Below are 24,927 nucleotides of genomic sequence, written 5' to 3' on the forward strand. Positions count from 1 at the left end.
TGCAACCGTTCTAAAAATGCTGGATCTGTAGCACGACCTGCGCGCTGAACTGTGGTTGGCGCTTCTGGCTACATCGTTTTTCCTTCGTGGATGGGCGGATTGATAATCCAATGGATTACCGGTAGCGCGAGTCAAGCAGGTAATGGGGGATTTGGTGATCTCAACGTGTGGCCTTTAGCGTTCCCCAACGATTTATTCCTGGCAGTGGCCACTCATGAAGGGACGGCTGCAGGAACTTTTTTGACGTTTAATAACAATGCGGCGGTGAGTCGGCTTGTGGGGATTAATGTCCGTTGTCCGGAGTGGCCAACAGGCTCCATTGCTGCAAGGATTATCGGGATAGGGTATTGAATATGTATTATTTTTCTCCTGGTACTTTAGGCTTTTATCATTCGGACTTGCATGGGGCCAATCGGCCTTTGGATGCTGTTGTAATTAGCGATGATGAATACTTCGGATGGGTGACAAACGCGCCAAAAGGTACAGTCTTGTCCGTGGGCAGTGATCGACTTCCTGAGCGGACTTTACTGGTCGCGCAAACCGATGAAGATATTGCGCGCGCCTGGCGAGACAAGGCGCTGGAAATGAGTCAATGGCTGGTCAATCGTGATAACGAAGAAATGGAAATGGGTGAAGGCACGACGCTGAGCGCTATAGAGTTCAAAGAGTTGCTTGCTTACAGGCGATTACTGCGTGATTGGCCTTCAATGGCGAGGTTTCCTGATGTTGAATCTCTTCCAGCAGAGCCAGAGTGGCTCGTAGATGCTCTTCGAAAAGATAGTTAGTTCCTTCCCGTCAATATTAAAGAATGGATAGATTGAAATGTCCGTCACGCTCACACAACTACTCAGCATCATGCCCAACGCCCGCTCCCAAGCGGGCGTTTTCATTTCCGTCCTCAACACCGCCATGACTCACCGCGACATCAATACCTCCAAACGCATCGCCGCTTTTCTTGCACAAGTCGGGCATGAGTCCGGGCAGTTGCACTACGCACGTGAGTTGGGCAGCGATCAATACTTGAGCAAGTACGACACCGGCGTCCTGGCTGCCCGGCTGGGCAATACTGCGCAAGCTGATGGTGACGGCCAGAAGTACCGTGGCCGGGGCCTGATTCAGATCACCGGTCTTAACAACTATCGCCAGTGCAGCCTTGGGTTGTTCGGCGATGAGCGTTTGCTGTCTTTACCTGAACTGCTGGAGCAACCGCAATGGGCCGCCGAGTCTGCCGCTTGGTTTTGGGAACAGAACGGTCTGAACGAGTTGGCTGATCGTGACCAATTCAACAGCATCACCCGCCGAATCAATGGTGGGCTGAATGGATTGGAGGATCGGCTACAACTTTGGGCGCGGGCGAGGGCTGTGCTATGTCAGCCTTCAGCCTGATGCCGGCGTCTTACCGGTGGATCGGCTTTGTTGTGCTGCTGGCCTTGGTAGCCGGTGGTTCGGCAGCGCTGGCCTGGCACTTTCAGGAGTGGCGTTACGGCCGGCAACTGGCGGAACAGGCCAGGTCGCAGGCCGAGACGCTGAACCAGCTGACCCAATCGGCCGCGACGCAACAACAGGCCGCGCAGGACAAGCGTCTGGCGCTGGAGCAACAGCTGTCGGCCAGTGAGCAAACCCATTATCGAGCGCTTAGCGATGCCCAACGTGATCAAGGTCGCTTGCGCGATCGTCTTGCCACTTCTGATGTGCGCCTGTCAGTTCTCCTCGACGCCAAGGACGTTGCCTCAACCTGTGCAGTGTCAACCGCCTCCGGCGCCAGCAGCGTGGATCATGGCGCCCCGCGAGCCCGACTTGACCCGGCGCATGCTCAACGAATTGTCGCCATCACCGACGCTGGAGACAGCGGATTGATTGCCTTGCAGGCTTGTCAGGCCTATATCAGAGCCATCGTTCGCTAACATTTTGATCGGTTCTGCGCCTTGCAAGCGTCATATGCTCGTGTACGGTGGATGTCATTCAGCCCGACCAGGAGAGGACCGTGAAAGAAATCACTCAGCTAGCCGCTGAACTTGGCAGGCGCTTGCAGGTTCTCAATGCTCACGTCACCACTGCCGAATCCTGCACCGGCGGCGGTATCGCCGAGGCCATCACCAGGATTCCGGGAAGCTCGGCATGGTTCGAGGCCGGTTACGTGACGTACTCCAATCGCCAGAAAACCCAGCAACTGAATGTAACGCCCGAGTTGTTCTCGACGGTGGGGGCGGTCAGTCGCGAGGTGGTCGAAGCCATGGTCCGTGGCGCGCAGGACAAAAGCCTGGCGCGGTTTGCGGTTGCAGTCAGCGGCGTAGCCGGGCCTGATGGCGGCTCGCCAAACAAACCCGTAGGCACCGTTTGGCTGGCCTGGGGGGTCGGCGAGCAGGTGTTCAGTGAGGTCCAGCACTTCCCCGGTAACCGCGATGAGGTCCGCCGACAAACGGTGAAGGCCGCGCTAGAGGGGCTGCTGCGCCATGCTGCTGGAGAAATCTCAAATCAGGGGTAGGCGATCCTGAAACGCTGTGGAATAATACTGGCTACTTATACAGGTGTTGGCCGTCAGGCCTTATTGATTACGTGAGGACTTTAATGGACGACAACAAGAAGAAAGCCTTGGCTGCGGCCCTGGGTCAGATCGAACGTCAATTCGGCAAGGGTGCCGTAATGCGTATGGGCGATCAGGACCGTCAGGCGATCCCGGCCATTTCCACTGGCTCTCTGGGTCTGGACATCGCACTCGGCATTGGCGGTCTGCCAAGAGGCCGTATCGTTGAAATCTACGGTCCTGAATCCTCCGGTAAAACCACCCTGACGCTGTCTGTTATCGCTCAGGCTCAAAAAGCCGGCGCGACCTGCGCATTTGTCGACGCCGAACACGCCCTCGATCCTGAGTACGCCGGCAAACTGGGTGTCAACGTAGATGACCTGCTGGTTTCCCAGCCGGACACCGGTGAGCAGGCCTTGGAAATTACCGACATGCTGGTGCGCTCCAACGCTGTTGACGTGATCATCGTCGACTCCGTAGCCGCTCTGGTGCCAAAAGCTGAAATCGAAGGCGAAATGGGTGACATGCACGTCGGCCTGCAAGCCCGTCTCATGTCCCAGGCGCTGCGTAAAATCACCGGTAACATCAAGAATGCCAACTGTTTGGTGATCTTCATCAACCAGATCCGTATGAAAATCGGTGTAATGTTCGGCAGCCCGGAAACCACTACCGGTGGTAACGCGCTGAAGTTCTACGCCTCGGTTCGGCTGGATATCCGCCGCACGGGGGCCGTGAAAGAAGGCGATGAAGTCGTTGGTAGCGAAACCCGCGTTAAAGTCGTGAAAAACAAGGTTGCTTCGCCGTTCCGCCAAGCCGAGTTCCAGATTCTTTATGGCAAGGGCATTTACCTCAACGGCGAGATGATCGACTTGGGCGTTCTGCACGGTTTCGTTGAGAAGTCCGGTGCTTGGTACGCCTATAACGGCACCAAAATCGGTCAGGGCAAGGCTAACTCGGCCAAGTTCCTGGCGGATAACCCGGAAATCGCCGCGACGTTGGAGAAGCAACTGCGCGATAAGCTGCTGGCTCCAGTGGCTGACGTAAAAGCATCGCCAGTCAAAGAGAATGCAGCCGACCTGGCTGACGCTGATATCTGATTGATTCGATGACAGCCGTACTCGATACACTTGTCGCGGTGCGACGAACCGCAATGGACCTGCTTGCGCGACGCGAGCACGGTCGAGTCGAGCTGACGCGTAAATTGCGTCAGCGCGGCGCACTTCCTGAAATGATTGACACGGCACTCGACCGATTGACGGAAGAGGGCCTGTTGTCCGAATCCCGTTATCTCGAAAGTTTCGTTTCCTATCGTGCTCGCTCCGGCCACGGACCTTTGCGTATTCGTGAAGAGCTGAGCCAGCGCGGCCTGTTACGTACCGACATCGAACTTGCATTGCGCGAGAGCGGTATCAACTGGCAGGAACAACTGGAAGACACCTGGCGGCGCAAGTTCTCCGGGCATTTACCGATAGACGTTCGGGAGCGCGCCAAGCAAGGTCGGTTTCTGAGTTATCGGGGGTTTTCCATGGAAATGATCAGCCGCTTGTTCAGCGGTCGAGGAATGGACGATTAAATAAAAAGGCCCGCTATTTCGATAGTGGGCCTTTTTGCTTACGTCACCTTGGACGGTTTACGCGTGCGTTGCTGCGTCTGTGGTTCGGGTTGGGCCCAGTTCTCGGGCAAGTTGATGTAGTCCACCAGTTCCCGCAGACGCCCATGATCACGAGCGTTGAAGGTGAAGGCCAGTCGCGCCAGATGGCTGAACTGCGGCTCATCGTGTGACTCGCCGCTGTAGGCATGCTGATGAAAGTGATCACTCAGGCACAGGTCGGCGAATGCTGTCTGCAGGTGTTCTAGCGCCTTGTCGCTGAGCTTATGATTCATACGAATCACAAATTGATGCTTGAGCCAGCGGCTGGAGTGGAAGTTGCTATAGAACTGGTTGATCTGCTCCACAGCCTCTTCCACGCTGTAGACCAGGCTCACGAGTTTCATGTCAGTTGGCAGAATGTAACGGTTTTCCTCCAGTTGATGGTGGATAAAGTCCAGCGCGCCTTGCCAGAACTGACCGCCCGGTGCGTCCAGCAGTACCACCGGCACCAGAGGACTTTTGCCCGTCTGTATCAGTGTCAGCACTTCAAGAGCTTCGTCCAGGGTGCCGAAACCACCGGGGCATAAAACCAATGCATCGGCTTCTTTGACGAAGAACAATTTGCGGGTAAAGAAGAAGTGGAAGGGCAGCAGGTTGGCAGTGCCCTGAACGGTGGGGTTGGCATGTTGCTCGAAGGGCAGGGTGATGTTGAATCCCAGACTATGTTCCAGCCCAGCACCTTCGTGGGCTGCCGACATGATGCCGCCACCGGCACCGGTAATGACCATCAAGTCCGAACGCGCGAGTGCTGCGCCCAGCTCTCGGGCCATGCCATATAACGGATGTTCGACCGGCGTGCGGGCCGAGCCGAAAACCGTGACTTTACGCCGTCCCTTGAACCGCTCAAGCACACGGAAGGCCTGTTCGAGTTCGCGCAGGGCTTGGAGGGTGATTTTGGCGTTCCAGCGGTTGTGGTCTTCCTGGGCCATGCGCAGCACGGTCAGGATCATGTCGCGGTAAATCGGGATGTTGGGGCTGTCGGGTGAAACCAGGTTGAGTTGCTCTTCAACCTTGCTGATGAGGTCGTGGCCGCTTTCCTGGAAATGACGGCTAAGCAGGTCATTCGGTTGGTAAGGCATTCAACTTCTCCTTCTGCACAGAACCTTTGGCTTCGACAAAACAGTTATCGGTGCCGCGACACCTCGTGTGTCGCTGTCTGCCCAAGCCCGTGCCTGGGCGTTCCATCTGACTCGATGCAACCGAGTCATCCATACAGGCTCTGCTTTTCCCTTAGATGAAAGAAAGAAACATTCGCACAACAAAGCTCTAAGCGGGCAACCCCCTTTGCGGCCCGACAACGGGAAGGTAGTACTCCGAATCTATACCGTTATGGTGATATGTGCTGACTTGATCATGGCGCCGCAAAGTCTTTCCTGGCAACCGCTTATTGATGATCTGTAAGGTGGTTTCGCCGCTCGTCTGAACGCCGCTCGCCCGGTGTGTGCTCTGATTTACTAAATTACAGGCGCGGCACGACAACTTTGCGTCAGAGGACGCAAGCAGGTTTCAAGGGGTTCAGGGATTGAGCAGCAAGGAGGCAGTACGTTATGGCCAAAGTCATTCTGGAGATCGATGCGCAACTGTATGGATTGTTGAAATCCTCAGCCGAGGCCCGCCGTTTAAGTATTGAGGAAGAGTGTTATCGACGTCTGCAAAATGCAGAGCGCCGCTCACTTTACTTGCAGGCGTTGCTGGCAGAACTGCGCGCCCAGGAAGAACAGAGGCTCGCAGGTTCACTGTAACTATTTTTTCTTGGGGGTTGCCTGCGCCGGGCAATCTGATTCCTGGAAACGGGCGGAAGCGACCGGGCGGTTGGTTTTGTTTTCGGTGAACTCATAACGCATGACCGCACCTTTGGCCATCAGCTTGCGATAGTTGGGGTTACGGCAAACGCTGGCGCCCAGTTGCAGATAAACCGCCTTGGGGTTCGCGCGCATTTGTTCTGCGTACCCGGATTGCACACTAAGGTGATCAATCAGCTCCGCACCTTCCACTGTGTAGCCTTGGTCGAGAATGTTGTCATCGACCTCACGTGGCAGACCGACGTTACTCTCCGCGGCAACCTTTTCCAGCATCTTGCTCAGATTCAAGTCGTTCAGAGAAGCGGCTTGAACGCTGAAAGGCAGAGCGAGTAGAAGGGCAGCGGTGGGAACGATAAGGCGCAGCATGAAACTCTCCTGGTTCAGTGACTGGTGCTTCGACCAGCCACGTGGCTGTGCGTTCAGTGGCGGAGAATTATAGGGGAGCTGGCCCGGACGGTACAGGCTTGCACCGGCTGCTCTGTTAAACTGCGGCACTTTGATGCCTGCCGAGTGTGTTTTGTGTCGATTTTACTTGCCTGTCGGCGTTGCCCGCGATGAGTCATACCCTTGCGCACTTCGCCGTGAATGCCGTAGCCCGCTTGCGCGATGAGCGCGAAGAGGAAGGCATCAAGCCGATTCAAGCTCGTGGCTGGCGGGCGCCGCGTTGCCGTGAATGCCGCGTGATCCAGAGTCATTGCTTGTGCGCTTGGCGCCCGCAGGTCGAGACTCGCTCGGGCGTGTGCCTGATCATGACCAATAAAGAAGTGTTTAAACCGAGTAACACCGGCTGGCTCATTGCCGATGTGGTATGCGACAACCACGCGTTCATCTGGTCGCGCACCGAAGTCGATCAGCATTTGCTGGCGTTGCTGGCCGATCCGCAATGGCAGCCGTATCTGGTCTTTCCGGGTGAGTACGTCGAGCCCGAACGCGTGACCAACACTGTCGAGGCTGACAGTACCCGGCGCCCACTATTCATTTTACTGGACGCCACGTGGACCGAGGCGCGGAAAATCTTTCGCAAGAGCCCGTACTTTGATCGGCTACCGATCCTGAGCCTGCAGCCCGAGAAACTTTCGCGATACCGTTTGCGCAGATCGACTCGCAGCGAGCACTTGTGTACCGCCGAAGTGGCGGCGTTGTGTCTTGATCTTGCGGGCGACACAGACGCTGCCTCTGCGCTGGACGCTTATTTTGACGTGTTCAGCCAGCACTACCTCGATGCCAAAAACCAACTGGACATGAATATTTCAACGCCGGCCCACGCCGAACTGATGCCGTTCATTCAGGATATGGCCCCGGCTATCGGCTGAACATCGCCCATACTGCAAAGAACAGTAGGGGCCGCGCAGCTTGACCACCCCGGTTTCGCTGGGCATGCTTGGCGCCGATTAGGGTGCAGCCAAGGTTTGAAACGCCGTTTTTTACGTAATTGGCGTTGAACGTGCCCTGTTGGTGCAGCTTCGTGGCTGTACCTCGAGTTGTTTTGGTAGGCCTGAATGCGTCGGGTCTGCCATAAAAAACAGGATCATTTGAAAAATGGCCACATACGAAATCCTGATTGCCGATGACCATCCTCTTTTTCGTAGTGCTCTTCATCAAGCGGTGACGCTGGGTCTTGGCCCGGATGTGCGCCTGATCGAAGTGGCGAGCATTGCCGAACTGGAAGCACGTCTGACCGAGAAGTCTGACTGGGATCTGGTTCTGTTGGACTTGAATATGCCAGGGGCCTACGGTTTTTCCGGGCTGGTGCTGTTGCGCGGGCAGTACCCGCAGATTCCAGTGGTGATGGTCTCGGCCCAGGAAGAAGCCTCAATCATGGTGAAGTCCCGAGAGTTCGGCGCCAGTGGCTTCATCCCCAAGTCCAGCGACATGAGTGTCATTCAAAAAGCGGTGCGTGCAGTGCTTGATGGCGACGTGTTCTGGCCCCCTCAGGCGTTCGAAGCGGTCAGCGTTTCAGCTGAAGCCAAGGCTGCAAGTGAAGGTCTGGCGAGCCTGACACCTCAGCAATTCCGGGTGTTGACCATGGTTTGCGAAGGGTTGCTGAATAAGCAGATCGCTTACGAACTAAGTGTTTCCGAAGCGACGATCAAGGCTCATGTGACGGCTATTTTTCGTAAGCTGAATGTGCGGACCCGAACCCAGGCCGCGTTGCTGTTGCAACAACTTGAGTCAATTTCGAGCCACTAAAGCACTGTGTATTCACGCTTTTTTGACTTTGCCTGCTCTAGCGTTTCTTCTCCTTTTTTTGGTTCAGTTGCCTACCCTATGTCACCTTTCAAAGGCCAGACCGGCCTAAAACGCATTCTCAACGCCTCCGGTTACTCGCTGGACGGTCTGCGCGCCGCTTTTACCGGTGAGGCCGCTTTTCGGCAATTGGTATTGCTCAATGTGATTCTGATCCCGTTGTCGTTCCTGCTGAATGTCAGCCGTGTCGAGCGAGCGCTGCTGATTGCCGTCTGCTTGTTGGCCTTGATCGTCGAGTTGCTCAATTCGGCAGTGGAGGCGGCCATCGACCGTATTTCCCTTGAACTGCACCCGTTGTCCAAAAATGCCAAGGACATGGGCAGTGCCGCGCAATTCGTGGCCTTGACCATGATCGCGCTGGTGTGGGCGGTGATTCTGCTTTAAGCGATGGCGGGCAGGACGATTTCGTCGCTGCGCTGAACCCCTGCGGTGAAAGCGCGGCACAGGTCGAGAAATTCGCGCATGGCCGACGTCTGATATTTCTGTTTGTGCCAGATAAAATAGAACTGTCGCGCCAAGTCCAGATCCGGTGTTTCCACCGGCACCAGGCTACCGCGGCGGAAGGCGTCGCGTAGCGCAAGGCGCGAAATGCAGCCAATGCCCAACCCCGACTCCACTGCGCGCTTGATCGCTTCGGTGTGCTCCAGCTCCAGGCGAATGTTCAGTCCGCTGCGGTGGTGACGCATGGCCTGATCGAAGGTCAGTCTTGTGCCAGAGCCTTGCTCGCGCAGAATCCAGGCCTCGTGGCTCAGCTCCTCGATGGTCGCCGTACCGCGTGTGGCCAGTGGGTGCTGTGGCGCACAAAACACTACGAGTTCGTCCTCCACCCAGCTCTGTACTTCGATGTCCGGGTGGTTGCAATCGCCTTCAATCAGACCCAGATCAATTTCATAGTGGGCCACTTGCTGCACGATATTGGCAGTGTTCTGCACATGCAGCTTTACCTGGCTCTCGGGATGACGCTGCATGAAACTGCCAATCAGTAAGGTTGCCAGGTAATTGCCAATCGTCAGGGTTGCACCGACTGCCAGCGAGCCGAAACCAGACTTGCCGTTGAGCAGGTCTTCGATTTCTTTGGCTTGGTCGAGCAGTGCCACTGCTTGCGGCAATAACTGTTTGCCGAGGGCGTTGAGGCTCAGCCGTTTGCCCGCGCGATCGAACAGCTGACAGCTGCACTGGCGCTCTAGCTCGGTGATCGAGGTGCTTGCCGCGGACTGCGAGAGGTTGAGCAGGCCCGCAGCACGGGACACGCTTTCCTGCTGAGCGACGGCGACGAAGACTTGAAGTTGACGGAGAGTAAATCGCATATCGATATAACCGATAACCCTTATCTTAATAATCCAGTTAACAGATATTGTGGCTGCCATTAGAATGCGATGCAATTGCGCACACCTGCTCATTTCTTGCAGAGCAGGCGCAGAGCTCGCGCAGATAAAACTCCAGGAGTCCCACGTACATGAGCAACATGAACCACGAGCGTGTCCTCAGTGTTCATCACTGGAACGACACTCTGTTCAGCTTCAAGTGCACCCGCGATCCGGGCTTGCGCTTCGAGAACGGTCAGTTCGTGATGATCGGCCTGCAACAGCCCAACGGCCGCCCGCTTATGCGCGCCTACTCGATTGCCAGCCCAAACTGGGAAGAGCATCTGGAGTTTTTCAGCATCAAGGTGCCAGATGGTCCGCTTACTTCTCAGTTGCAGCATCTGAAGGAAGGCGACGAGATCATCATCAGCAAAAAGCCTACCGGTACGCTGGTGCTGGATGACTTGAAGCCGGGCAAACATTTGTATCTGCTCAGCACCGGGACGGGACTGGCGCCGTTCATGAGCGTCATCCAGGACCCGGAAACCTACGAGCGTTTCGAAAAAGTGATCCTGTGCCACGGCGTGCGTTACGTCAATGAAGTCGCTTACCGCGAGTTCATCACTGAGCATTTGCCGCAGAACGAGTTCTTCGGCGAGGCCCTACGTGACAAATTGATCTATTACCCGACCGTGACCCGCGAGCCGTTCGAGAACGAAGGTCGTCTGACCGACTTGATGCGCAGCGGCAAGCTGTTCACCGACATCGGTCTGCCACCGATCAACCCGCAGGACGACCGCGCCATGCTGTGCGGCAGCCCGAGCATGCTCGACGAGACCAGTGAAGTGTTGAACAGCTTCGGCCTGAAGGTGTCACCGCGGATGCGTGAGCCGGGTGATTACTTGATCGAGCGTGCGTTCGTCGAGAAGTAAGACGTTATCGGATGACGCAAAGCGTCACTGGATGCATTTCCACGCACAGCGTGGGGTGCTAAGCCCGCGTTGCCCGAGAAGGCAGTGCGGGCTTTTTCGTTTCTGACAGTCAGGTGTTGGCTGGAATGACTTCCAGAACACGGATAATCCCGGCTTCGGGATAATGCCAGCGCACATCCAGGTCCCAGAATTGCGCTCCGTATTCTCGTTCGGGCGTAGGATTTTGATAGGCCGGCCGTGGGTCTTGTGCCAGGCATTGCTCGATCAGCGCCACTAAAGGTTCATCAAGGCGCTGAGCATGCTCGTGAGCCTGTTGCAGCGCACCCTCCGTCCACTGCACAGGAATCAACGCTGGTGCGGCACTGGCGATGCTATTGGAGGCGTTAGCGATGATGTCGGCGTAAGGCACGTAAGGTTTGATGTCGAGAATCGGCGTGCCGTCCAGCAAGTCGATGCCGGAAATCCACAGTCGACTGGCTTCGACTCTGTCCAGCTTGACCACTGACTGGCCGATCCCGTTGGGCCGATGCGTCGCCCGTGTGGCAAACACGCCCATGGATTTGTTACCGCCCAGACGAGGAGGGCGGACTTTGAGCCGTGGCTTTTCTTCCAGCGCTTGATGGAACAGGAACAACAGCCAGACGTGGCTGACGTGCTCCAGCCCCTGCACCGCATCACCCTGATCAAACGGCGCCACCAACTCCAAAACGCCACGAGCGGCCGGGGCTAATTGAGGTTGGCGCGGGATCGCGAATTTCTCCTTGAAGCAGGAGCGCACGAAGCCGATGGGGGAGACACGGTAGGTCATGGTGGAGGTCATGGCAGGCAGGGGTGGGCATCATAACCCGAGGGGCCGGCGTCAGTGCGCCTTCGCGAGTCTGCTCGCGAAGGCTTTGAGCCGCATCTCCGCCGCTCAAGCCCAGGCGCGTGAGCTTACTGCGGGCGAACGCGCAGGGTCAGCCCCTTGAGGAAGTTGCGCAGCAACTGGTCGCCGCAGGTCCGATAGTTGGTGTGACCGAATTTGCGGAACAGCGCGCTCAGTTCAGGCTTGGACACCGGGAACTCGGACGCTTTGAGGATGGCGTGCATGTCGTCTTCTTTCAGTTCGAAGGCGACGCGCAATTTTTTGAGGATGATGTTGTTGGTCACCGGCGTTTCGATAGGCTGCGGCGGACGGCTTTCATCCTTGCCACGTTTGAAGATCACCAGGCCATCGAGGAAATGCGCGATCACCTCGTCAGGGCAACGAACGAAGCCTTCCTCGTCTTCCTCTTTTTTATCGAGGTACGTCACCAGGTCTTCCAAGGTCACGTCCATGCCGCCGAGCTTGATGATCTCGATGACTTTCTTGTCGCTGATGTCGAGCATGTAGCGCACGCTGCGCAGTACGTCGTTATGAATCATGGTGTGCAATCCTGATATTCAGCAGTGGGGGCCGCTTATACAGCGGCTCCGAAATGTAAGGCGGCGTGAAAAGTCTTAGAACTTTTCTTTGCCGGACAGGTAGCGCCATTGCCCCAACGGCACTTTGCCAATGGACACGCCGCCGATACGGATGCGACGGATGGCGACGACCTTCAGGCCGACGGCCTGGCAGAACAGGGCGATCACGCCCGGTTGTGGGTTCTTCATCGCAAAGCGCAGACGGTTTTCGTTTTGCCAGCTGGCCTTGACCGGCGGCAGCTCCTTGCCCTTGTAAGTCAGGCCGTGGTTTAGCCGGTTTAGGCCGTGAGCCACCATCTCACCTTCAACCTCGACCACATACTCCTGCTCGATTTTGCTGGCGTCGGCGGTGAGCTTGCGCAAAATCTTCCAATCCTGAGTGAACACCAGCAGGCCGCTGGCGTTGGCCTGCAAGTCAGTGCTGGCGGTCAGGCGCAGGAAGTGGCCTTTTAGCGCTCGTTTGCTGAAGCGGTGCTCTTCGCTCAGAGTCTCGGCGCTGAGGGTCGCCATGGCGGTGTCCGCATCCATCCCCACCGGGACGTTCAGCAGAATAGTCACCGGCTCTGGCGCAGTGGCCTTGGCTTCAGGGTCAAGCTCGACTTTCTGGGCTTCGACCTTGAACTGCGGCTCGTCAATGACTTCGCCGTCCACGGTGACCCAGCCGCCCTCGATGAACAGCTCAGCCTCCCGACGGGAACAGCCGACGAGTTCGATGAGGCGTTTGGAGAGACGAATCGGGTCAGTCATGACAGGGCCGTAACAAAAAGGGGGTGTGCATTGTACCTGCCTGGCGCCGGTTAATCCCGGCCCTATTTGCCTCATGTGTTTTTAATGTGAGCGCTGGCTTATACGGGTTGCGTCAGCCGTGCCGCGAATGTTGCTGATTTTGGCGCAAGCGCATGTGCAACAACGGATATGGCTGGCCCATGCCGTCGTGCTCACAGCGACCGATCACCTCGAAGCCTTGTTTGAAGTAAAACCCCAGGGCTTGCGGGTTCTGCTCGTTGACGTCTAACTCATCGGCGTTCAAGTGCTCCAGGGCGTAGCGCAGAAGCTGTTTGCCCAGGCCCTGGCCACGATAGTCCGGGTCGACGAACAGCATTTCGATCTTGCCCGCGGCGACGCCGGCAAACCCGGTGATGCGCTGGCGCTGATCTTTGGTGCAGATCAGCATGACCGCATCGAGGTAGCGGGTCAGTACCAGATTTTTCAACAGTTCGATGTAGCTGTCAGGCAGAAAGTCATGAGTGGCACGTACCGACGCCTCCCAGACGCGTGTGAGTTCCTCGTAGTCGCTGTGTTTGGGTGTGTGAATCGCTGAGTGATGGCGCATCCCCGCCTGCTCCTTCTCTGTATTGGCTGATGTGGACGTGGGCATCCTTTCCTCATAAAACGATAGACCTAAAAAAGCCCCGCATCTCGTCAAGAGAGCAGGGCTTTTTGTATGTTCTGCGTTTAGATCTGTTCAGCCCACAGGTCGTACTCATCGGCGTCAGTCACTTTGCACCAGACTTTGTCGCCTGGCTTCAAGTTACTGCCGTTGTCGATAAACACGTTGCCGTCGATTTCCGGGGCATCGAAGAAGCAGCGACCGACCGCGCCTTGCTCGTCGACTTCATCGACCAGGACTTCGATTTCACGGCCGACGCGCAGTTGCAGGCGCGCCGAGCTGATCGCTTGCTGGTGTGCCATGAAACGGTCCCAGCGGTCTTGCTTGACGTCGTCCGGCACGATGGCGGCATCCAGCAGGTTGGCCGGTGCGCCTTCGACTGGCGAGTATTGGAAGCAGCCGACGCGATCAAGCTGCGCTTCGGTCAGCCAGTTCAGCAGGTACTGGAAGTCTTCTTCGGTTTCGCCGGGGAAGCCGACGATGAAGGTCGAACGGATGATCAGGTCTGGACAGATTTCGCGCCAGTTTTTGATTCGCGCCAGGGTCTTGTCTTCGAAGGCCGGGCGTTTCATGGCTTTCAAGATTTTCGGGCTGGCGTGCTGGAACGGGATGTCCAGGTACGGCAGGATCTTGCCGGCGGCCATCAGCGGGATCAGTTCGTCGACGTGCGGGTACGGGTAAACGTAGTGCAGGCGCACCCACACGCCGAGGGTGCTCAAGGCTTCGCACAGTTCGGTCATGCGTGTTTTGACCGGAGCGCCGTTCCAGAAACCCATGCGGTACTTGATGTCGACGCCGTAGGCGCTGGTGTCCTGAGAGATCACCAGCAGCTCTTTGACACCGGCCTTGACCAGGCGCTGTGCCTCGTCAAGTACATCGCCGACCGGACGGCTGACCAGTTTGCCGCGCATCGACGGGATGATGCAGAAGCTGCAACTGTGGTTGCAGCCTTCGGAAATCTTCAGGTAGGCGTAGTGGCGCGGGGTTAGCTTGATCCCTTGTGGCGGCACCAGGTCGATCAGCGGGTTGTGATCCTTACGCGGCGGCACGGCGTCGTGTACGGCATTGACTACTTGCTCGTACTGCTGCGGACCGGTCACGGCCAGCACGCTTGGGTGAATCTTGCGAATATTGCCTTCTTCGACGCCCATGCAGCCTGTCACGATGACCTTGCCGTTTTCCTTGATGGCTTCGCCGATCACTTCCAGGGATTCAGCCTTGGCCGAGTCGATGAAGCCACAGGTGTTGACCACCACGACGTCGGCGTCCTGATAGGTGGACACAACGTCATAGCCTTCCATACGCAGCTGGGTAAGGATGCGCTCGGAGTCGACCAATGCTTTTGGGCAACCCAGGGATACGAAGCCAACCTTTGGATTGGCTGGCGTAGGAGTGGTGGACATGTCTAACCTCGGTGTTTTGTGACGCCTCCAGCCGGGTACGGCAAGGCGACTTACGGGCACTTGCTGTGCCTCTGATCAAAAAGTGCGCAATTCTAGCGGCGCGTCGTTCACTTGACCAGCTTTATGCAGGGAAATACGACGAGTGCTGCGCTATGCTTCGCGCCGTTACGCTTTACTGAATTTTTACGGGTAACAAAACGCCTGTAACGTTATGTAAAACAGCGCATGCTGCACGGCAAAGCATAGCGCTTCCTTCAAAGCGGTCCGGGTCTGAGTAGTAGGAGTGGTGGATGGGTCAGGCAAGTAATCAGGCTGCGGGTAGCGAGCATTCGTCGGCAAAACCTTTGGGCATGCTGGTCGCTGCGGTCGGGGTGGTTTATGGCGATATCGGCACCAGCCCGCTGTACACCCTCAAAGAGGTGTTCTCTGGAAGCTATGGGGTGCCGGTCAACCATGACGGGATTTTCGGGATTCTGGCGCTGATCTTTTGGTCATTGGTCTGGGTCGTTTCGATCAAGTACGTGCTGTTTATCCTGCGCGCGGACAACCAGGGTGAAGGCGGGATCATGGCGCTGACAGCGCTGGCCCGGCGTGCCGCTGCACCGTATCCGAGGTTGCGCACGGTGCTGGTGATCCTGGGACTGATTGGCGCGGCGCTGTTCTATGGCGATAGCATGATCACTCCGGCGATTTCCGTGCTGTCGGCAGTGGAAGGTCTGGAGCTGGCTTTCGATGGGCTGGAGCGCTGGGTGGTGCCGTTGTCGCTGATAGTGTTGGTGGCGTTGTTTCTGATCCAGAAACACGGTACTGATCGCATCGGCAAGTTGTTCGGCCCGGTGATGGTGTTGTGGTTTTTGGTGCTCGGTGGGCTTGGTCTCAATGGCATCCTGCAGCATCCCGAAGTGCTCAACGCGTTGAACCCGGTGTGGGGCGTGCGTTTCTTCATGGTGCATCCGGGCATGGGTGTGTCGATTCTCGGAGCCGTCGTGCTGGCATTGACCGGTGCTGAAGCGTTGTACGCGGACATGGGGCACTTCGGCCGCAAGCCGATTGCCCGTGCATGGTTCGCCCTGGTGTTGCCGGCGCTGGTGCTGAACTACTTCGGTCAAGGTGCGTTGCTGCTGGGCGATCCGGAGTCGGCGCGCAACCCGTTCTACCTGCTGGCGCCGAGCTGGGCCTTGATTCCTCTGGTCGGTCTGTCGACCCTGGCCACGGTAATCGCCTCGCAAGCGGTGATCTCGGGAGCCTTTTCCCTGACCCGTCAGGCGATTCAACTGGGCTACATTCCTCGCATGCACATTCAGCACACCTCCAGTGCCGAGCAGGGCCAGATTTACATTGGCGCGGTGAACTGGGCGTTGATGGTCGGCGTGATTCTGCTGGTAATCGGCTTCGGCTCGTCGGGTGCGTTGGCCTCTGCCTACGGCGTGGCGGTGACCGGGACCATGTTGATCACCAGCATCCTGGTGTCGGCAGTAATGTTGTTGCTGTGGAAATGGCCACCGCTGCTGGCGGTGCCGATTTTGATTGGTTTTGTGTTGGTTGACGGGCTGTACTTCGCCGCCAACGTGCCAAAGATCATTCAGGGCGGTGCCTTCCCGGTACTGGCGGGGATTGTGCTGTTTATCCTCATGACCACCTGGAAGCGCGGTAAAGAGCTGCTGGTGGATCGACTGGATGAAGGCGGGCTGCCGTTGCCGGTTTTCATCAGCAGTATTCGCGTGCAGCCACCGCATCGGGTCCAGGGCACCGCGGTATTCCTGACCGCGCGGCCTGACGCAGTGCCTCACGCGTTGCTGCACAACCTGCTGCACAACCAGGTGTTGCATGAGCAGGTGGTGCTGTTGACGGTGGTGTATGAAGACATACCGCGTGTTCCGACACAGCGGCGTTTCGAGGTGGATTCCTACGGGGAGGGCTTCTTCCGGGTGATTCTGCACTTCGGTTTCATCGACGAGCCGGACGTGCCGCAGGCGCTGAAACTGTGTCACCTCGACGACTTGGACTTCAGTCCGATGCGCACCACCTACTTCCTCAGTCGCGAGACTGTTATCGCTTCCAAGCTCGACGGCATGGCCCGCTGGCGTGAAGCCTTGTTCGCCTTCATGCTGAAAAACGCCAACGGTAACCTGCGCTTTTTCAAGCTGCCAGTGAATCGGGTGATTGAGCTCGGTACGCAAGTAGAGATGTAAGCCCCATCGAGAACCCCCCGTTGCCATTGAGGTAGCGGGGGCTTTTTCGTTTCTGGGCCTTTAGTTGCTTTCAGGCCGCTGTGCTTCGGATTCGGTCTTTGTTCGCGCAGGTCGCGGTGTCAGCACCTTCACCACGTCATCTATCACAGCCTTGCTCATGGCCGTCAGATAATGCGCGGCCCAGGCGTGGCGGTCGGTGTCTTTTGCGTAGGCGGCATCCTCGGCAAATGATTTGGCAAGGGATAACAGGTTGGAGGCATGAGTCAGTGCTTAGCCAAGCGGGACGCCGGCGCTAACGTGCAAGAGGGGTTGTTCTGGGCAGTAGATTAACGGCGTGAAGCCGATGGTTTTCAGGTTGGAGGGTGTGGACGGATTTGTTTGGGTCATGGTCTTTCTCCAAGGTTCGAGGAGTCGCCACGTTCGTTTCCAATCGAATAGATGGCGGCTGTACGTGGGTTGGAAAACCGGGAACCAAGGAACCGGCACGCCCGAAGGCGTCCCACGCACAGCCGCCATAACTCAGGATCGCAGCGGTAAAGCCACTGCGGTCAAGATGGGCGCTGGTACGCTTTGGTTCGACGCGTTCCCAAGCCCGGTCGCTGAATAGTCAGTGACGTCCGGAGAGTATCCCGTCGAAGAGAAAGCCAACAAGGCGGCAAAGTGCCCAAACGTACCCATTACGCAATTCTCGAATTTTGCCTACAAACTCGGCGGGCTTCATCTGATATTGCGACACCTTCCAGGCTGAACTCATCGGTCAGCAACAAGGCTGTCGTGCATCCGCCACGGCTTCGCGATAGCTGCAGGTGAACAGCGGCTAGCGGCTTGTTGTAAATCTCGCGGGTGTGTTTGGCTGGTGTAGCGGTCAGGCCGATTTTGCACGCATCAAAATAATCGAGCACGCAACGGTATTGTGAAAAAGCCCCCGCAACCAGTTGGCTGCGGAGGCTTTTTGTTGAGCGGTGGCTCAGATCACTCTGGTGCGGCAGTCTCTTGTGCTGGCGCGTCCTTGACTTGACGCTTGACGATGATCTCCACCAGGCGCTTGGCCAGGGCCGGGTAGTTCTCGTCGAAGTGGTGGCCACCTGGCAGTTTGATCGCTTCGCCCACGGCAGTCTTGTCGGTGCAGCCGCTCTCGTCGACTTCTTCCTGACCGTAGATGCACACCACTTTTTCCGGTGGTAGTTTTGCCATTTCCGGGCCGGTGGCGGCTTCTTTGCCAGCGTTGCCGAGCCAGCCTTCGACTTCGATCTCGAAGCTGCCAGTGCGCGCGAAGGCTAGCAGGATGATCGCGTCGACCCTTTGCTGTTCCGATTCGGCCAGGCGGTTGTAGATCGCCGGCAGCACATCGGCACCGAACGAGTAACCGGTCAGAACGAAGCGCTTGGTGCCCCACTTCTGACGGTAGTGTTGCATCAGTTCGGCCAGGTCCAGCGCACTTTGCTCGGGGCTCTTGTGCTGCCAGTAGTAGCGCAGGGTGTCGATACCGACGACTGGGTAGCCGATTTTCGCCATCTCGCCTGCCACATCGCGATCCAGGTCGCGCCAGCCGCCATCGCCGGAGAGGAACAGGGTGACGGTGTCTTTGGCTTGGCCGGCCGGGACTTCAACGACGGGAATTTGCAGGCCGCCATTGCCCTTGTCGGTGCCGACGAGGATTTTGCGCAGTTCGTTGTTCAGCACTTGCGGCAGATTAATGTCGTAGTCGCTGATGCTGGTCTCGGCGTTGGGTTGGTCGCGCACGAAGCCTGCGCTGGTGTCGTCCGGGTTGTCGTTCCAGGCAACCAGCCAGTGGCCGTGGGCGGCTTTTTTGGGAAGCAGTAGGGTGCAGCTGGATTTTTCCAGGGCCAGGTTCACAGAAACAGCCTGTGCCTTGTCGTCCTTCTGTTCTGCCAGCCAGCGCCAAGCCAGTACGGCGCCTGGGCCAATGCCGCTGACCAGGGTCGCGGGTGCCTGGAGTTCTCTGAGGGCTGATTGCAAGGCGCGTCGTTGCAGCAGGCACTCAACGGGCAGTATGACTTGCACGATCTGGGCAGAGCCGCTGCGGCTCAGCGTTATGAGTTGCTGGTCGCTGAGTTTTTGCTCGTCGGTGACCGCAATCACCACCTGCGCTCGCGGCTTGGTGCCGGGAATCACTCGGGTCATGGCGGCGCCGTCTGCGGGCGTCAGCAATTCGAGGGTCGGAGCGGGTGCCGGACGTTTCAAGTACCAGTAACCGCCACCGAGGATCAGGGCCAGCACTACCAGAGTGGCCAGTACATACCGCAGGGAGCGTTGAATCATCAGCGTTTCACCAATCCAGTCAAGCCGCCCGCAATCAGGGCAGCAGTATCGGCCAGGGCTACCAGGGGATCGAGTCCGGCGGGCACGGCCATATAACGGGGTTCCCAGTCAGGCTGGAACTTGTCTTTAAAGCGGCGCAAGCCTTGGAAGTTGTACAGCTGTTCGCCACGGCGGAAGACCATCGAGCCCAGACGCTGGGTTAGTGGTGCGCCGCGGCGCGGTTGCAGCCCTGACAACGGCACCATGCCCAGGCTGAAACGCGCGTATCCATGATTTTTATAATGTTGAATCAGGCCGACCATCATGTACTCCATGGTCAGCTTGGGCGCGTCCGGGTGCGCGCGCATCAGGTCGAGACTGGCCAAATCATGGCCGTAGGTTTCGAGCAAATTAGCAAAAGCAACCGGGCGCCCCTCGAAACGAATGACCGCGACGCGGAAATGCTTGAGGTAGTCATCGCTGAAGCGGCCAAGCGAGAAGCCTTTCTCGCGGACATTTTTGCCGGTCAGCCAGGCGTCGGAGATCACCTTGAGCTCGTCCATCGGTGCATGCCCCGGCTCATGGATCTCCAGCGACAGACCGTCACGCGTGCCACGGTTCCACGTGTAGCGAAGGTCCTTCATCTCTTTGCCTTTGGCTTCGAGATCAAAGCGATGCAGATCGACCCGGGCTTCTTCGCCGAGCTTGATAGCGGTCAGGCCGATGTCCATGTAGTACGGCAGGTTCTCGGCGCGCACTTGATAAAACACAGGCCGGGCGTGGTGAATGTCACACAGGTCGCGGAACTGCCAGATCATCTCCGCGCGCTGCTGAGTCGGCCCGATGGGGTCGTACAGCGCCACCAGGCTGCGGCCACGGCGGGCGTACATCAAAAACGCCTCGTCGTTGGGGTGGAACAGCAGCGCCTTGTCACCGGTCAGCGCGAGGCCTCCGTCCGGTTGCGACGAAGCCATGAGGATTTTTACCGCGCGCTCCAATTCATCGGGCGTTGGCAGGTGAATGATCGGGCGTGCAGTGCGCAACAGCCAGGTCAACGACACCACCACCAGCAGCACTGCGGCGCCTAACAGCGAGCGCAGGCCGCGTGGCGCGTCGGCGTCGAGGGTGAATTGCCACCAGAGCTGATGGCTGTATGGAACGTCTTGATAGGCAAACAGCAAAAGCCAGATCGAAGCACCGAGTACGCACAGGCTGGCAACCAGGTACAGCGGCGAGAAGGGCACTTCGGTGAGGCGGCTGGGGCGATAGAACGAGCGACGGAAAACCCCAAGCAGGCTCGCGGTCAGGGTCATCATGCAGGCTTCTTCCCAATCGAAACCTTTGAGAAGGGAGAGCACCGCGCCCACCAGCAACAGAATGGTGGTCAGCATCCAGGCCGCTGACAATCGGCGGCGCAGGCCTTGAGCCAGCAGCAGGCACAGTACGCCGACCAGGCTGGCACCGAAGTGGGAGGCGTCGACCAATCGGTGTGGAATCAGGAAGCCTATGTGTTCCAGGCGGGTGTCGATTTCCGGGGTCGCACCGGAGAACAACAGGACCACGCCGGACAGGAACACCAGCACCGCCAGAATCGGCGCGGCCAGGCCGGAGGCCGCTCGCAGCGACTGGCGTGACTGGAACAGGCGCTGGCCTTCGTTGATCAGCAGAAGCACGCAGGCTACCAGCAGCGGCAGCACCACATAGATCAGGCGATACAGTAACAGTGCCGCGGCCAGGGGCGCCGCGCCGAGTTTATCGGCGAAGGCCGCCAGCAGAATCGCTTCGAATACGCCGACACCGCCGGGTACATGACTGAGCACACCAGCAGCCAGGGCCAGCAGGTATACCAGCATGAACGCGCCAAATGGCGGCGCTTCCGGCAGCAACAGATAGAGCACGGTCGCGGCGGCCGCTACGTCGAGCGCTGTGATGACCAGTTGCAGAAAAGTCAGGCGGCGGCCTGGCAGGCGCAGGGTGCGGCGTCCGGCCTTGACCAGTAGGTTGTCCGGGTAAGGTTGCTCTGGCAGGCGACGGCGATAGATGCCGATGGCCAATACCGTCATGAGCAACAGCACGCCCGTGGCGACTGCGCCCAGCAACGTCTCGGAAAGACCCAGGGCTGCCGAAGCTGCGGGCAGGTTGCTGAGCGTCGCCAGGGCGGCCAGCGGCGGCAGGGCGCAGCCGAGCGATAGGCTGGCGAACAGTGTCATGTGGGCGACGTCTGAGGCCCCCAAGCCATGACGCGCATATAAACGGTAGCGAACTGAGCCGCCCGAGAGCATCGATAGGCCGATGGCATTGCCAATCGCGAAGGCGGTAAATCCACCGAGGGCCAGTGTTCGCGGTGCCAGCGTCACGCCGGCATAGCGGCTGGCGGACCATTCGTAACCCAGCAGAATAATGAAGCCAATCACGGTGGCGCCCAACGCCCCGAGCAAGGCCGGTTTCGGAACTTCCAGGATGGAGTCGTGAAGCGCATACAGATCGAGTTCGCTCAACAGGTGGCGACAAGCGATCAGCGCAATAGCGAACAACAGCAAAGTAACCGCCAGGCCGATGGGCTGACGGTATTTGCTGACCAGATCCAGCAAGCGCAAGCGCTCAGCCTTGATCGGTTGTGTCGCTGTGACGTTGTCTTGTGAGTCAGACGAGTTGGCGCGCATCAATCACCTCTTGGATTGTGCGCGACAGGATGGAGGTATCGAGCCAAGTTACCAATCCCTGTAGAAAAAATAATCACGAATATTAACGCCTATCACTTGTTGTGAGCGATGGCACGTCATCGATTGTAGAGGGTCTGCTTGTGATTGGGCATAGTTTGATTTCAGAGCCCCGGTGATCCTCAAGGGTTCACATAACAGTGACAGATCATTGTTGCGAAAGGACTTTTTCGGCAGATACAAAAAAGGCCACTCTTTCGAGCAGCCTTTTTTGATGTTTGGTTGCGGGAGCCGGATTTGAACCGACGACCTTCGGGTTATGAGCCCGACGAGCTACCAGACTGCTCCATCCCGCGTCTGTGTGGCGGCATTCTACAGCCGAACGGCGAGGTGTCAACCTTTAATCCAGATATGGGTCAAATAAGCGCAAATGAGTGTCAAACGTTTGCGCGGTGGACTTACATTTCGTAACAGGATCGATTTTTCTGGGATGCCCTGATTGAGGTTGCTGAAGGCGGGCATCGGTAAAAACAAGCGCGCACAAAAAAGGCCACTCTTTCGAGTAGCCTTTTTTGATGTTTGGTTGCGGGAGCCGGATTTGAACCGACGACCTTCGGGTTATGAGCCCGACGAGCTACCAGACTGCTCCATCCCGCGTCTGTGTGTCGGCATTCTACAGAGGATCGCTGGGCTGTCAACCTTAAATCTTTGGAAAACCTGTTCCTGTTCAATCGCTTAGGTGTGCTGAGGGTAGCGTAATAGGTCTGTAGGGCAGGTGTGGTAAGGCTTTCAGCTCTATCGGAAGGAGCTTTTCGATTGAAAAAATAAATTCATCCAGGCCCATTCCTAAGGCGGATAAAGAACATTCAGGGTACTGGTGCTATATACAGGTGTCGGTGAGATACTGCCGATCTGCCTCGCCATTACCCCAATTCCTCGACATGAATGCCGCTTTTATATGACTCAGCGAAAAATCATCCACGTCGACTGCGACTGTTTTTACGCCGCTATAGAAATGCGCGACGACCCGCGTCTGGCGGGTAAGCCGCTGGCGGTGGGGGGCTCTGCGGACCGGCGTGGGGTCGTTGCGACCTGCAATTACGAAGCGCGTGCTTACGGCGTTCGTTCGGCCATGTCGTCCGGGCATGCCTTGAAGCTCTGTCCTGACCTCACCATCGTCAAACCTCGAATGGAGGCTTATAGAGAAGCGTCGAAGGAAATTCAGACGATCTTCCGTGATTACACTGACTTGATTGAGCCGCTGTCCCTGGATGAGGCCTATCTGGATGTTTCTGACAGTGCGCATTTCGGCGGCAGTGCCACGCGCATTGCTCAGGACATTCGCCGTCGGGTCTCCAATCAGTTGCACATCACCGTCTCAGCGGGCGTCGCACCCAACAAGTTTCTCGCGAAAATAGCCAGTGACTGGAAGAAGCCCAATGGTTTGTTCGTGATCACGCCGGACCAGGTTGAGGATTTTGTCAGTGGCTTACCTGTCAGCAAGTTGCACGGTGTGGGCAAGGTCACGGCCGATAAACTGGGCAAGCTCGGCATCGTCGATTGCTCGCAACTGCGTGAATGGAACAAGTTGGCGCTGGTCCGAGAGTTTGGCAGTTTCGGTGAGCGACTCTGGAGTCTGGCTCGTGGGATTGATGATCGGTTGGTGCATAACAACAGTCGTCGGCAGTCGATCAGTGTCGAAAATACTTACGACGTTGATCTGCCGGATCTGGTGAGCTGCCTGGATAAACTGCCAGAGTTGCTGGACACCCTCGGTGCTCGGATGGCGCGAATCGACAGCAGCTATAGGCCGGGTAAGCCGTTTGTCAAAGTGAAGTTCCATGACTTTACCCAGACCACTTTGGAGCAGGCTGGCGCCGGGCGGGATTTGGGGAGTTATCAGTTACTGCTGACCCAGGCATTCAATCGCGGCGGCAAGCCGGTGCGTTTGCTAGGGGTAGGCGTGCGGCTGGAGGATTTGCGCGGAGGGTTTGAGCAGATGGAGTTGTTTGAGCGCTAGCGACAGGTGTTTGATGACATGGGCGTGAGGCCCGCGTTTGCGAGCAAGTCCATTGTCACGCGAGGTTTGCGTAGGGTCGCAAACTTCATGTGGCGGCGGACTTGCTCTGGGAGCGGGGCAACTGAAGCGTTTAGTTTGGCCCTGGATCTGCCACCAGTCGGCCCGCATCCCTGGTCAGTGACTTGAGGAATTGGGTTTGAAGCTCCGGATCGTTGCGGGTCAGCTCGATCAGGCTCTGCTCCAGCTCGCTGGCCTCTTCTTCCAGGCCCAGTTCCGACAGGCGTTTCACCCGGTGAACCCACTGGCTGACTTCGTCGTCTTCCAAGTCGTCATAGATCAGTCGATGGGCTTCGAGCAACTTGCTGCGTAACGTGCTGCTGATCGCCAAAGACGAGTCAGTATGCACATCGTCCTGGGCGTCCTCGACACTGATCTGCAGCTTGCTCAGATGATTGATGTCATGTTCGGCGAACGGGCTGTCCAGCAGGTTCAGGCGCAATACGCCATTGCGGTCAGTGCTCAGTTCGAAGGTCTCCTTGCCGGCCTTGACCTGTACCGGGCGCTCGCTCCAAGGCAGGCTTGAATACTCCATGCGCTTGTCGCGCTGGACTTCGTCGATGCCCGCCAGATTTTGTTGTGCGCGGCCGTGAGAAGGGATGTTCATGAACGGGTTGATTCCGGCAATGCCGTAGCTGAGCCAATCCTTCGTCATGCTGTCCGGCAGATTACCAAGGGCAAACACGTTAACGACATTCGCGCCAACACCGGCGACGATAGCCAGTGCGCCTAACGGGATCTCGTAAATCTCCCTCCAGGGCTGGTAGGGCGTGTAGCGATCATAGTGGCGCGTGACTTCGAACTCGGTGACTTCGAAAGTCTTTTGCTCGTGGATTCGCACTCGGCGTTGCGGCAACTCAAGTATCTTGGGCTCGCCGACATCGATCTGCAGGCTGTGGTCGAGCAATTTGCGTTCGACCCGCTCCTCGTGCTCGCTGCGTTGTGACATCTGATTGGCACAGCCGCTGACCAGCAGGGCGCCGCACAGGGCGGCACCACCGAGGCCTAAGGTGTTTCGCTTGAACATGACGTCTCTATCT

General features: G+C 57.5%; 24 protein-coding genes, 2 tRNA genes and 2 pseudogenes. 13 read left to right on the forward strand and 15 right to left on the reverse strand.

The window, feature by feature from the left end; translation table 11 throughout:
* Positions 1–353 precede the first annotated feature (353 nt).
* The 6 genes from RHM68_RS05670 (at position 354) to recX (ending at position 4,097) form a co-directional block, all read left to right on the forward strand.
* Positions 354–785, forward strand: coding sequence for a phage tail assembly chaperone (locus tag RHM68_RS05670; RefSeq protein WP_322223700.1), 432 nt, complete (start codon positions 354–356; stop codon positions 783–785).
* Between the two features lie 37 nt (positions 786–822).
* Entirely contained in the window at positions 823–1,386 is a 564-nt protein-coding gene (locus RHM68_RS05675) for a glycoside hydrolase family 19 protein (protein ID WP_322220938.1), read from the forward strand.
* Positions 1,368–1,904 (forward strand): lysis system i-spanin subunit Rz, encoded by a 537-nt coding sequence (locus RHM68_RS05680; protein WP_322220939.1) that lies wholly within the window; start codon positions 1,368–1,370, stop codon positions 1,902–1,904. The genes RHM68_RS05675 and RHM68_RS05680 overlap by 19 nt, the downstream gene beginning before the upstream one ends.
* An 80-nt stretch (positions 1,905–1,984) precedes the next feature.
* Positions 1,985–2,485: a CinA family protein gene (locus tag RHM68_RS05685; RefSeq protein WP_322220940.1), complete on the forward strand. Its 501-nt coding sequence runs from the start codon at positions 1,985–1,987 to the stop codon at positions 2,483–2,485.
* Positions 2,486–2,568: 83 nt separating this feature from the next.
* Positions 2,569–3,621: a recombinase RecA gene (gene recA / locus RHM68_RS05690; protein WP_322220941.1), complete on the forward strand. Its 1,053-nt coding sequence runs from the start codon at positions 2,569–2,571 to the stop codon at positions 3,619–3,621.
* An 8-nt stretch (positions 3,622–3,629) separates the two neighbouring features.
* A complete protein-coding gene (recX, locus tag RHM68_RS05695; protein ID WP_322220942.1) occupies positions 3,630–4,097 on the forward strand; it encodes a recombination regulator RecX in 468 nt (155 codons plus the stop codon).
* A gap of 38 nt (positions 4,098–4,135) precedes the next feature.
* On the opposite strand, the gene RHM68_RS05700 is transcribed toward recX, so the two are convergent.
* A complete protein-coding gene (locus RHM68_RS05700) occupies positions 4,136–5,254 on the reverse strand; it encodes a TIGR00730 family Rossman fold protein (protein ID WP_322220943.1) in 1,119 nt (372 codons plus the stop codon).
* Between the two features lie 468 nt (positions 5,255–5,722).
* Here RHM68_RS05700 and RHM68_RS05705 point away from each other — a divergent pair, with 468 nt between their 5' ends.
* Positions 5,723–5,917 carry a hypothetical protein gene (locus tag RHM68_RS05705; protein ID WP_322220944.1) on the forward strand — a complete coding sequence of 65 codons (195 nt, stop codon included), beginning with the start codon at positions 5,723–5,725 and terminating at the stop codon, positions 5,915–5,917.
* Here RHM68_RS05705 and RHM68_RS05710 read toward each other — a convergent pair whose 3' ends face one another.
* On the reverse strand, positions 5,918–6,343 hold the full coding sequence (locus RHM68_RS05710) for a PA3611 family quorum-sensing-regulated virulence factor (protein WP_322220945.1): 426 nt from the start codon (positions 6,341–6,343) through the stop codon (positions 5,918–5,920).
* 188 nt (positions 6,344–6,531) lie between these two features.
* On the opposite strand from RHM68_RS05710, the gene RHM68_RS05715 reads away from it, so the two are divergent.
* The 3 genes from RHM68_RS05715 (at position 6,532) to RHM68_RS05725 (ending at position 8,608) form a co-directional block, all read left to right on the forward strand.
* Positions 6,532–7,290, forward strand: coding sequence for a tRNA-uridine aminocarboxypropyltransferase (locus RHM68_RS05715; RefSeq protein ID WP_322220946.1), 759 nt, complete (start codon positions 6,532–6,534; stop codon positions 7,288–7,290).
* A gap of 226 nt (positions 7,291–7,516) precedes the next feature.
* The gene (gene erdR, locus RHM68_RS05720) at positions 7,517–8,167 is read left to right on the forward strand and encodes a response regulator transcription factor ErdR (RefSeq protein ID WP_322220947.1); all 651 of its coding nucleotides are present in this window, start codon (positions 7,517–7,519) and stop codon (positions 8,165–8,167) included.
* A gap of 78 nt (positions 8,168–8,245) precedes the next feature.
* Positions 8,246–8,608: a diacylglycerol kinase gene (locus RHM68_RS05725; RefSeq protein ID WP_322220948.1), complete on the forward strand. Its 363-nt coding sequence runs from the start codon at positions 8,246–8,248 to the stop codon at positions 8,606–8,608.
* Here the strand turns inward: RHM68_RS05725 and RHM68_RS05730 are convergent.
* Positions 8,605–9,531, reverse strand: coding sequence for a LysR family transcriptional regulator (locus RHM68_RS05730; protein ID WP_322220949.1), 927 nt, complete (start codon positions 9,529–9,531; stop codon positions 8,605–8,607). The two genes, RHM68_RS05725 and RHM68_RS05730, sit on opposite strands and share 4 nt — an antisense overlap.
* 149 nt (positions 9,532–9,680) lie before the next feature.
* Here RHM68_RS05730 and fpr point away from each other — a divergent pair, with 149 nt between their 5' ends.
* On the forward strand, positions 9,681–10,460 hold the full coding sequence (gene fpr / locus RHM68_RS05735; protein WP_322220950.1) for a ferredoxin-NADP reductase: 780 nt from the start codon (positions 9,681–9,683) through the stop codon (positions 10,458–10,460).
* A 109-nt stretch (positions 10,461–10,569) separates the two neighbouring features.
* Here fpr and tsaA read toward each other — a convergent pair whose 3' ends face one another.
* From tsaA to rimO, 5 genes are all read right to left on the reverse strand, one after another.
* Positions 10,570–11,268 (reverse strand): tRNA (N6-threonylcarbamoyladenosine(37)-N6)-methyltransferase TrmO, encoded by a 699-nt coding sequence (gene tsaA / locus RHM68_RS05740; RefSeq protein WP_322220951.1) that lies wholly within the window; start codon positions 11,266–11,268, stop codon positions 10,570–10,572.
* Positions 11,269–11,393: 125 nt separating this feature from the next.
* Positions 11,394–11,864: a DUF1456 family protein gene (locus tag RHM68_RS05745; RefSeq protein ID WP_322220952.1), complete on the reverse strand. Its 471-nt coding sequence runs from the start codon at positions 11,862–11,864 to the stop codon at positions 11,394–11,396.
* A 75-nt stretch (positions 11,865–11,939) separates the two neighbouring features.
* Entirely contained in the window at positions 11,940–12,650 is a 711-nt protein-coding gene (locus RHM68_RS05750; protein ID WP_322220953.1) for an rRNA pseudouridine synthase, read from the reverse strand.
* Positions 12,651–12,762: 112 nt separating this feature from the next.
* Positions 12,763–13,236, reverse strand: coding sequence for a GNAT family N-acetyltransferase (locus RHM68_RS05755; RefSeq protein WP_322220954.1), 474 nt, complete (start codon positions 13,234–13,236; stop codon positions 12,763–12,765).
* A gap of 122 nt (positions 13,237–13,358) precedes the next feature.
* Positions 13,359–14,696, reverse strand: coding sequence for a 30S ribosomal protein S12 methylthiotransferase RimO (gene rimO, locus RHM68_RS05760; RefSeq protein WP_322220955.1), 1,338 nt, complete (start codon positions 14,694–14,696; stop codon positions 13,359–13,361).
* Positions 14,697–14,986: 290 nt separating this feature from the next.
* On the opposite strand from rimO, the gene RHM68_RS05765 reads away from it, so the two are divergent.
* Positions 14,987–16,888, forward strand: a complete 1,902-nt coding sequence (locus tag RHM68_RS05765) for a potassium transporter Kup (RefSeq protein WP_322220956.1) — start codon at positions 14,987–14,989, stop codon at positions 16,886–16,888.
* A gap of 60 nt (positions 16,889–16,948) precedes the next feature.
* On the opposite strand, the pseudogene RHM68_RS05770 reads toward RHM68_RS05765, so the two are convergent.
* The 6 genes and pseudogenes from RHM68_RS05770 to RHM68_RS05790 all read right to left on the reverse strand — a co-directional run bounded on the left by RHM68_RS05770 (position 16,949) and on the right by RHM68_RS05790 (position 22,467).
* Positions 16,949–17,275, reverse strand: a pseudogene (locus RHM68_RS05770) (DUF3077 domain-containing protein).
* A 391-nt stretch (positions 17,276–17,666) separates the two neighbouring features.
* Positions 17,667–17,805 (reverse strand): annotated as a pseudogene (locus RHM68_RS26640) (type I restriction endonuclease subunit R); the annotation flags it as partial.
* A gap of 55 nt (positions 17,806–17,860) precedes the next feature.
* Positions 17,861–19,171 (reverse strand): virulence factor family protein, encoded by a 1,311-nt coding sequence (locus RHM68_RS05775; protein WP_322220957.1) that lies wholly within the window; start codon positions 19,169–19,171, stop codon positions 17,861–17,863.
* Complete coding sequence (gene mprF, locus RHM68_RS05780; RefSeq protein ID WP_322220958.1) at positions 19,171–21,813, reverse strand: bifunctional lysylphosphatidylglycerol flippase/synthetase MprF; 2,643 nt, start codon at positions 21,811–21,813, stop codon at positions 19,171–19,173. The genes RHM68_RS05775 and mprF overlap by 1 nt, the downstream gene beginning before the upstream one ends.
* Positions 21,814–22,089: 276 nt before the next feature.
* Positions 22,090–22,166, reverse strand: a tRNA-Met gene (locus RHM68_RS05785).
* Between the two features lie 224 nt (positions 22,167–22,390).
* A tRNA-Met gene (locus RHM68_RS05790) sits at positions 22,391–22,467 on the reverse strand.
* Positions 22,468–22,768: 301 nt separating this feature from the next.
* Here RHM68_RS05790 and dinB point away from each other — a divergent pair.
* A complete protein-coding gene (gene dinB, locus RHM68_RS05795) occupies positions 22,769–23,830 on the forward strand; it encodes a DNA polymerase IV (protein WP_322220959.1) in 1,062 nt (353 codons plus the stop codon).
* A 130-nt stretch (positions 23,831–23,960) separates the two neighbouring features.
* Here the strand turns inward: dinB and RHM68_RS05800 are convergent, their stop codons facing one another.
* Positions 23,961–24,914 (reverse strand): hypothetical protein, encoded by a 954-nt coding sequence (locus RHM68_RS05800; protein ID WP_322220960.1) that lies wholly within the window; start codon positions 24,912–24,914, stop codon positions 23,961–23,963.
* Between the last annotated feature and the right edge of the window lie 13 nt (positions 24,915–24,927).

The organism is Pseudomonas sp. DC1.2, from assembly GCF_034351645.1.
GTDB lineage: Bacteria > Pseudomonadota > Gammaproteobacteria > Pseudomonadales > Pseudomonadaceae > Aquipseudomonas.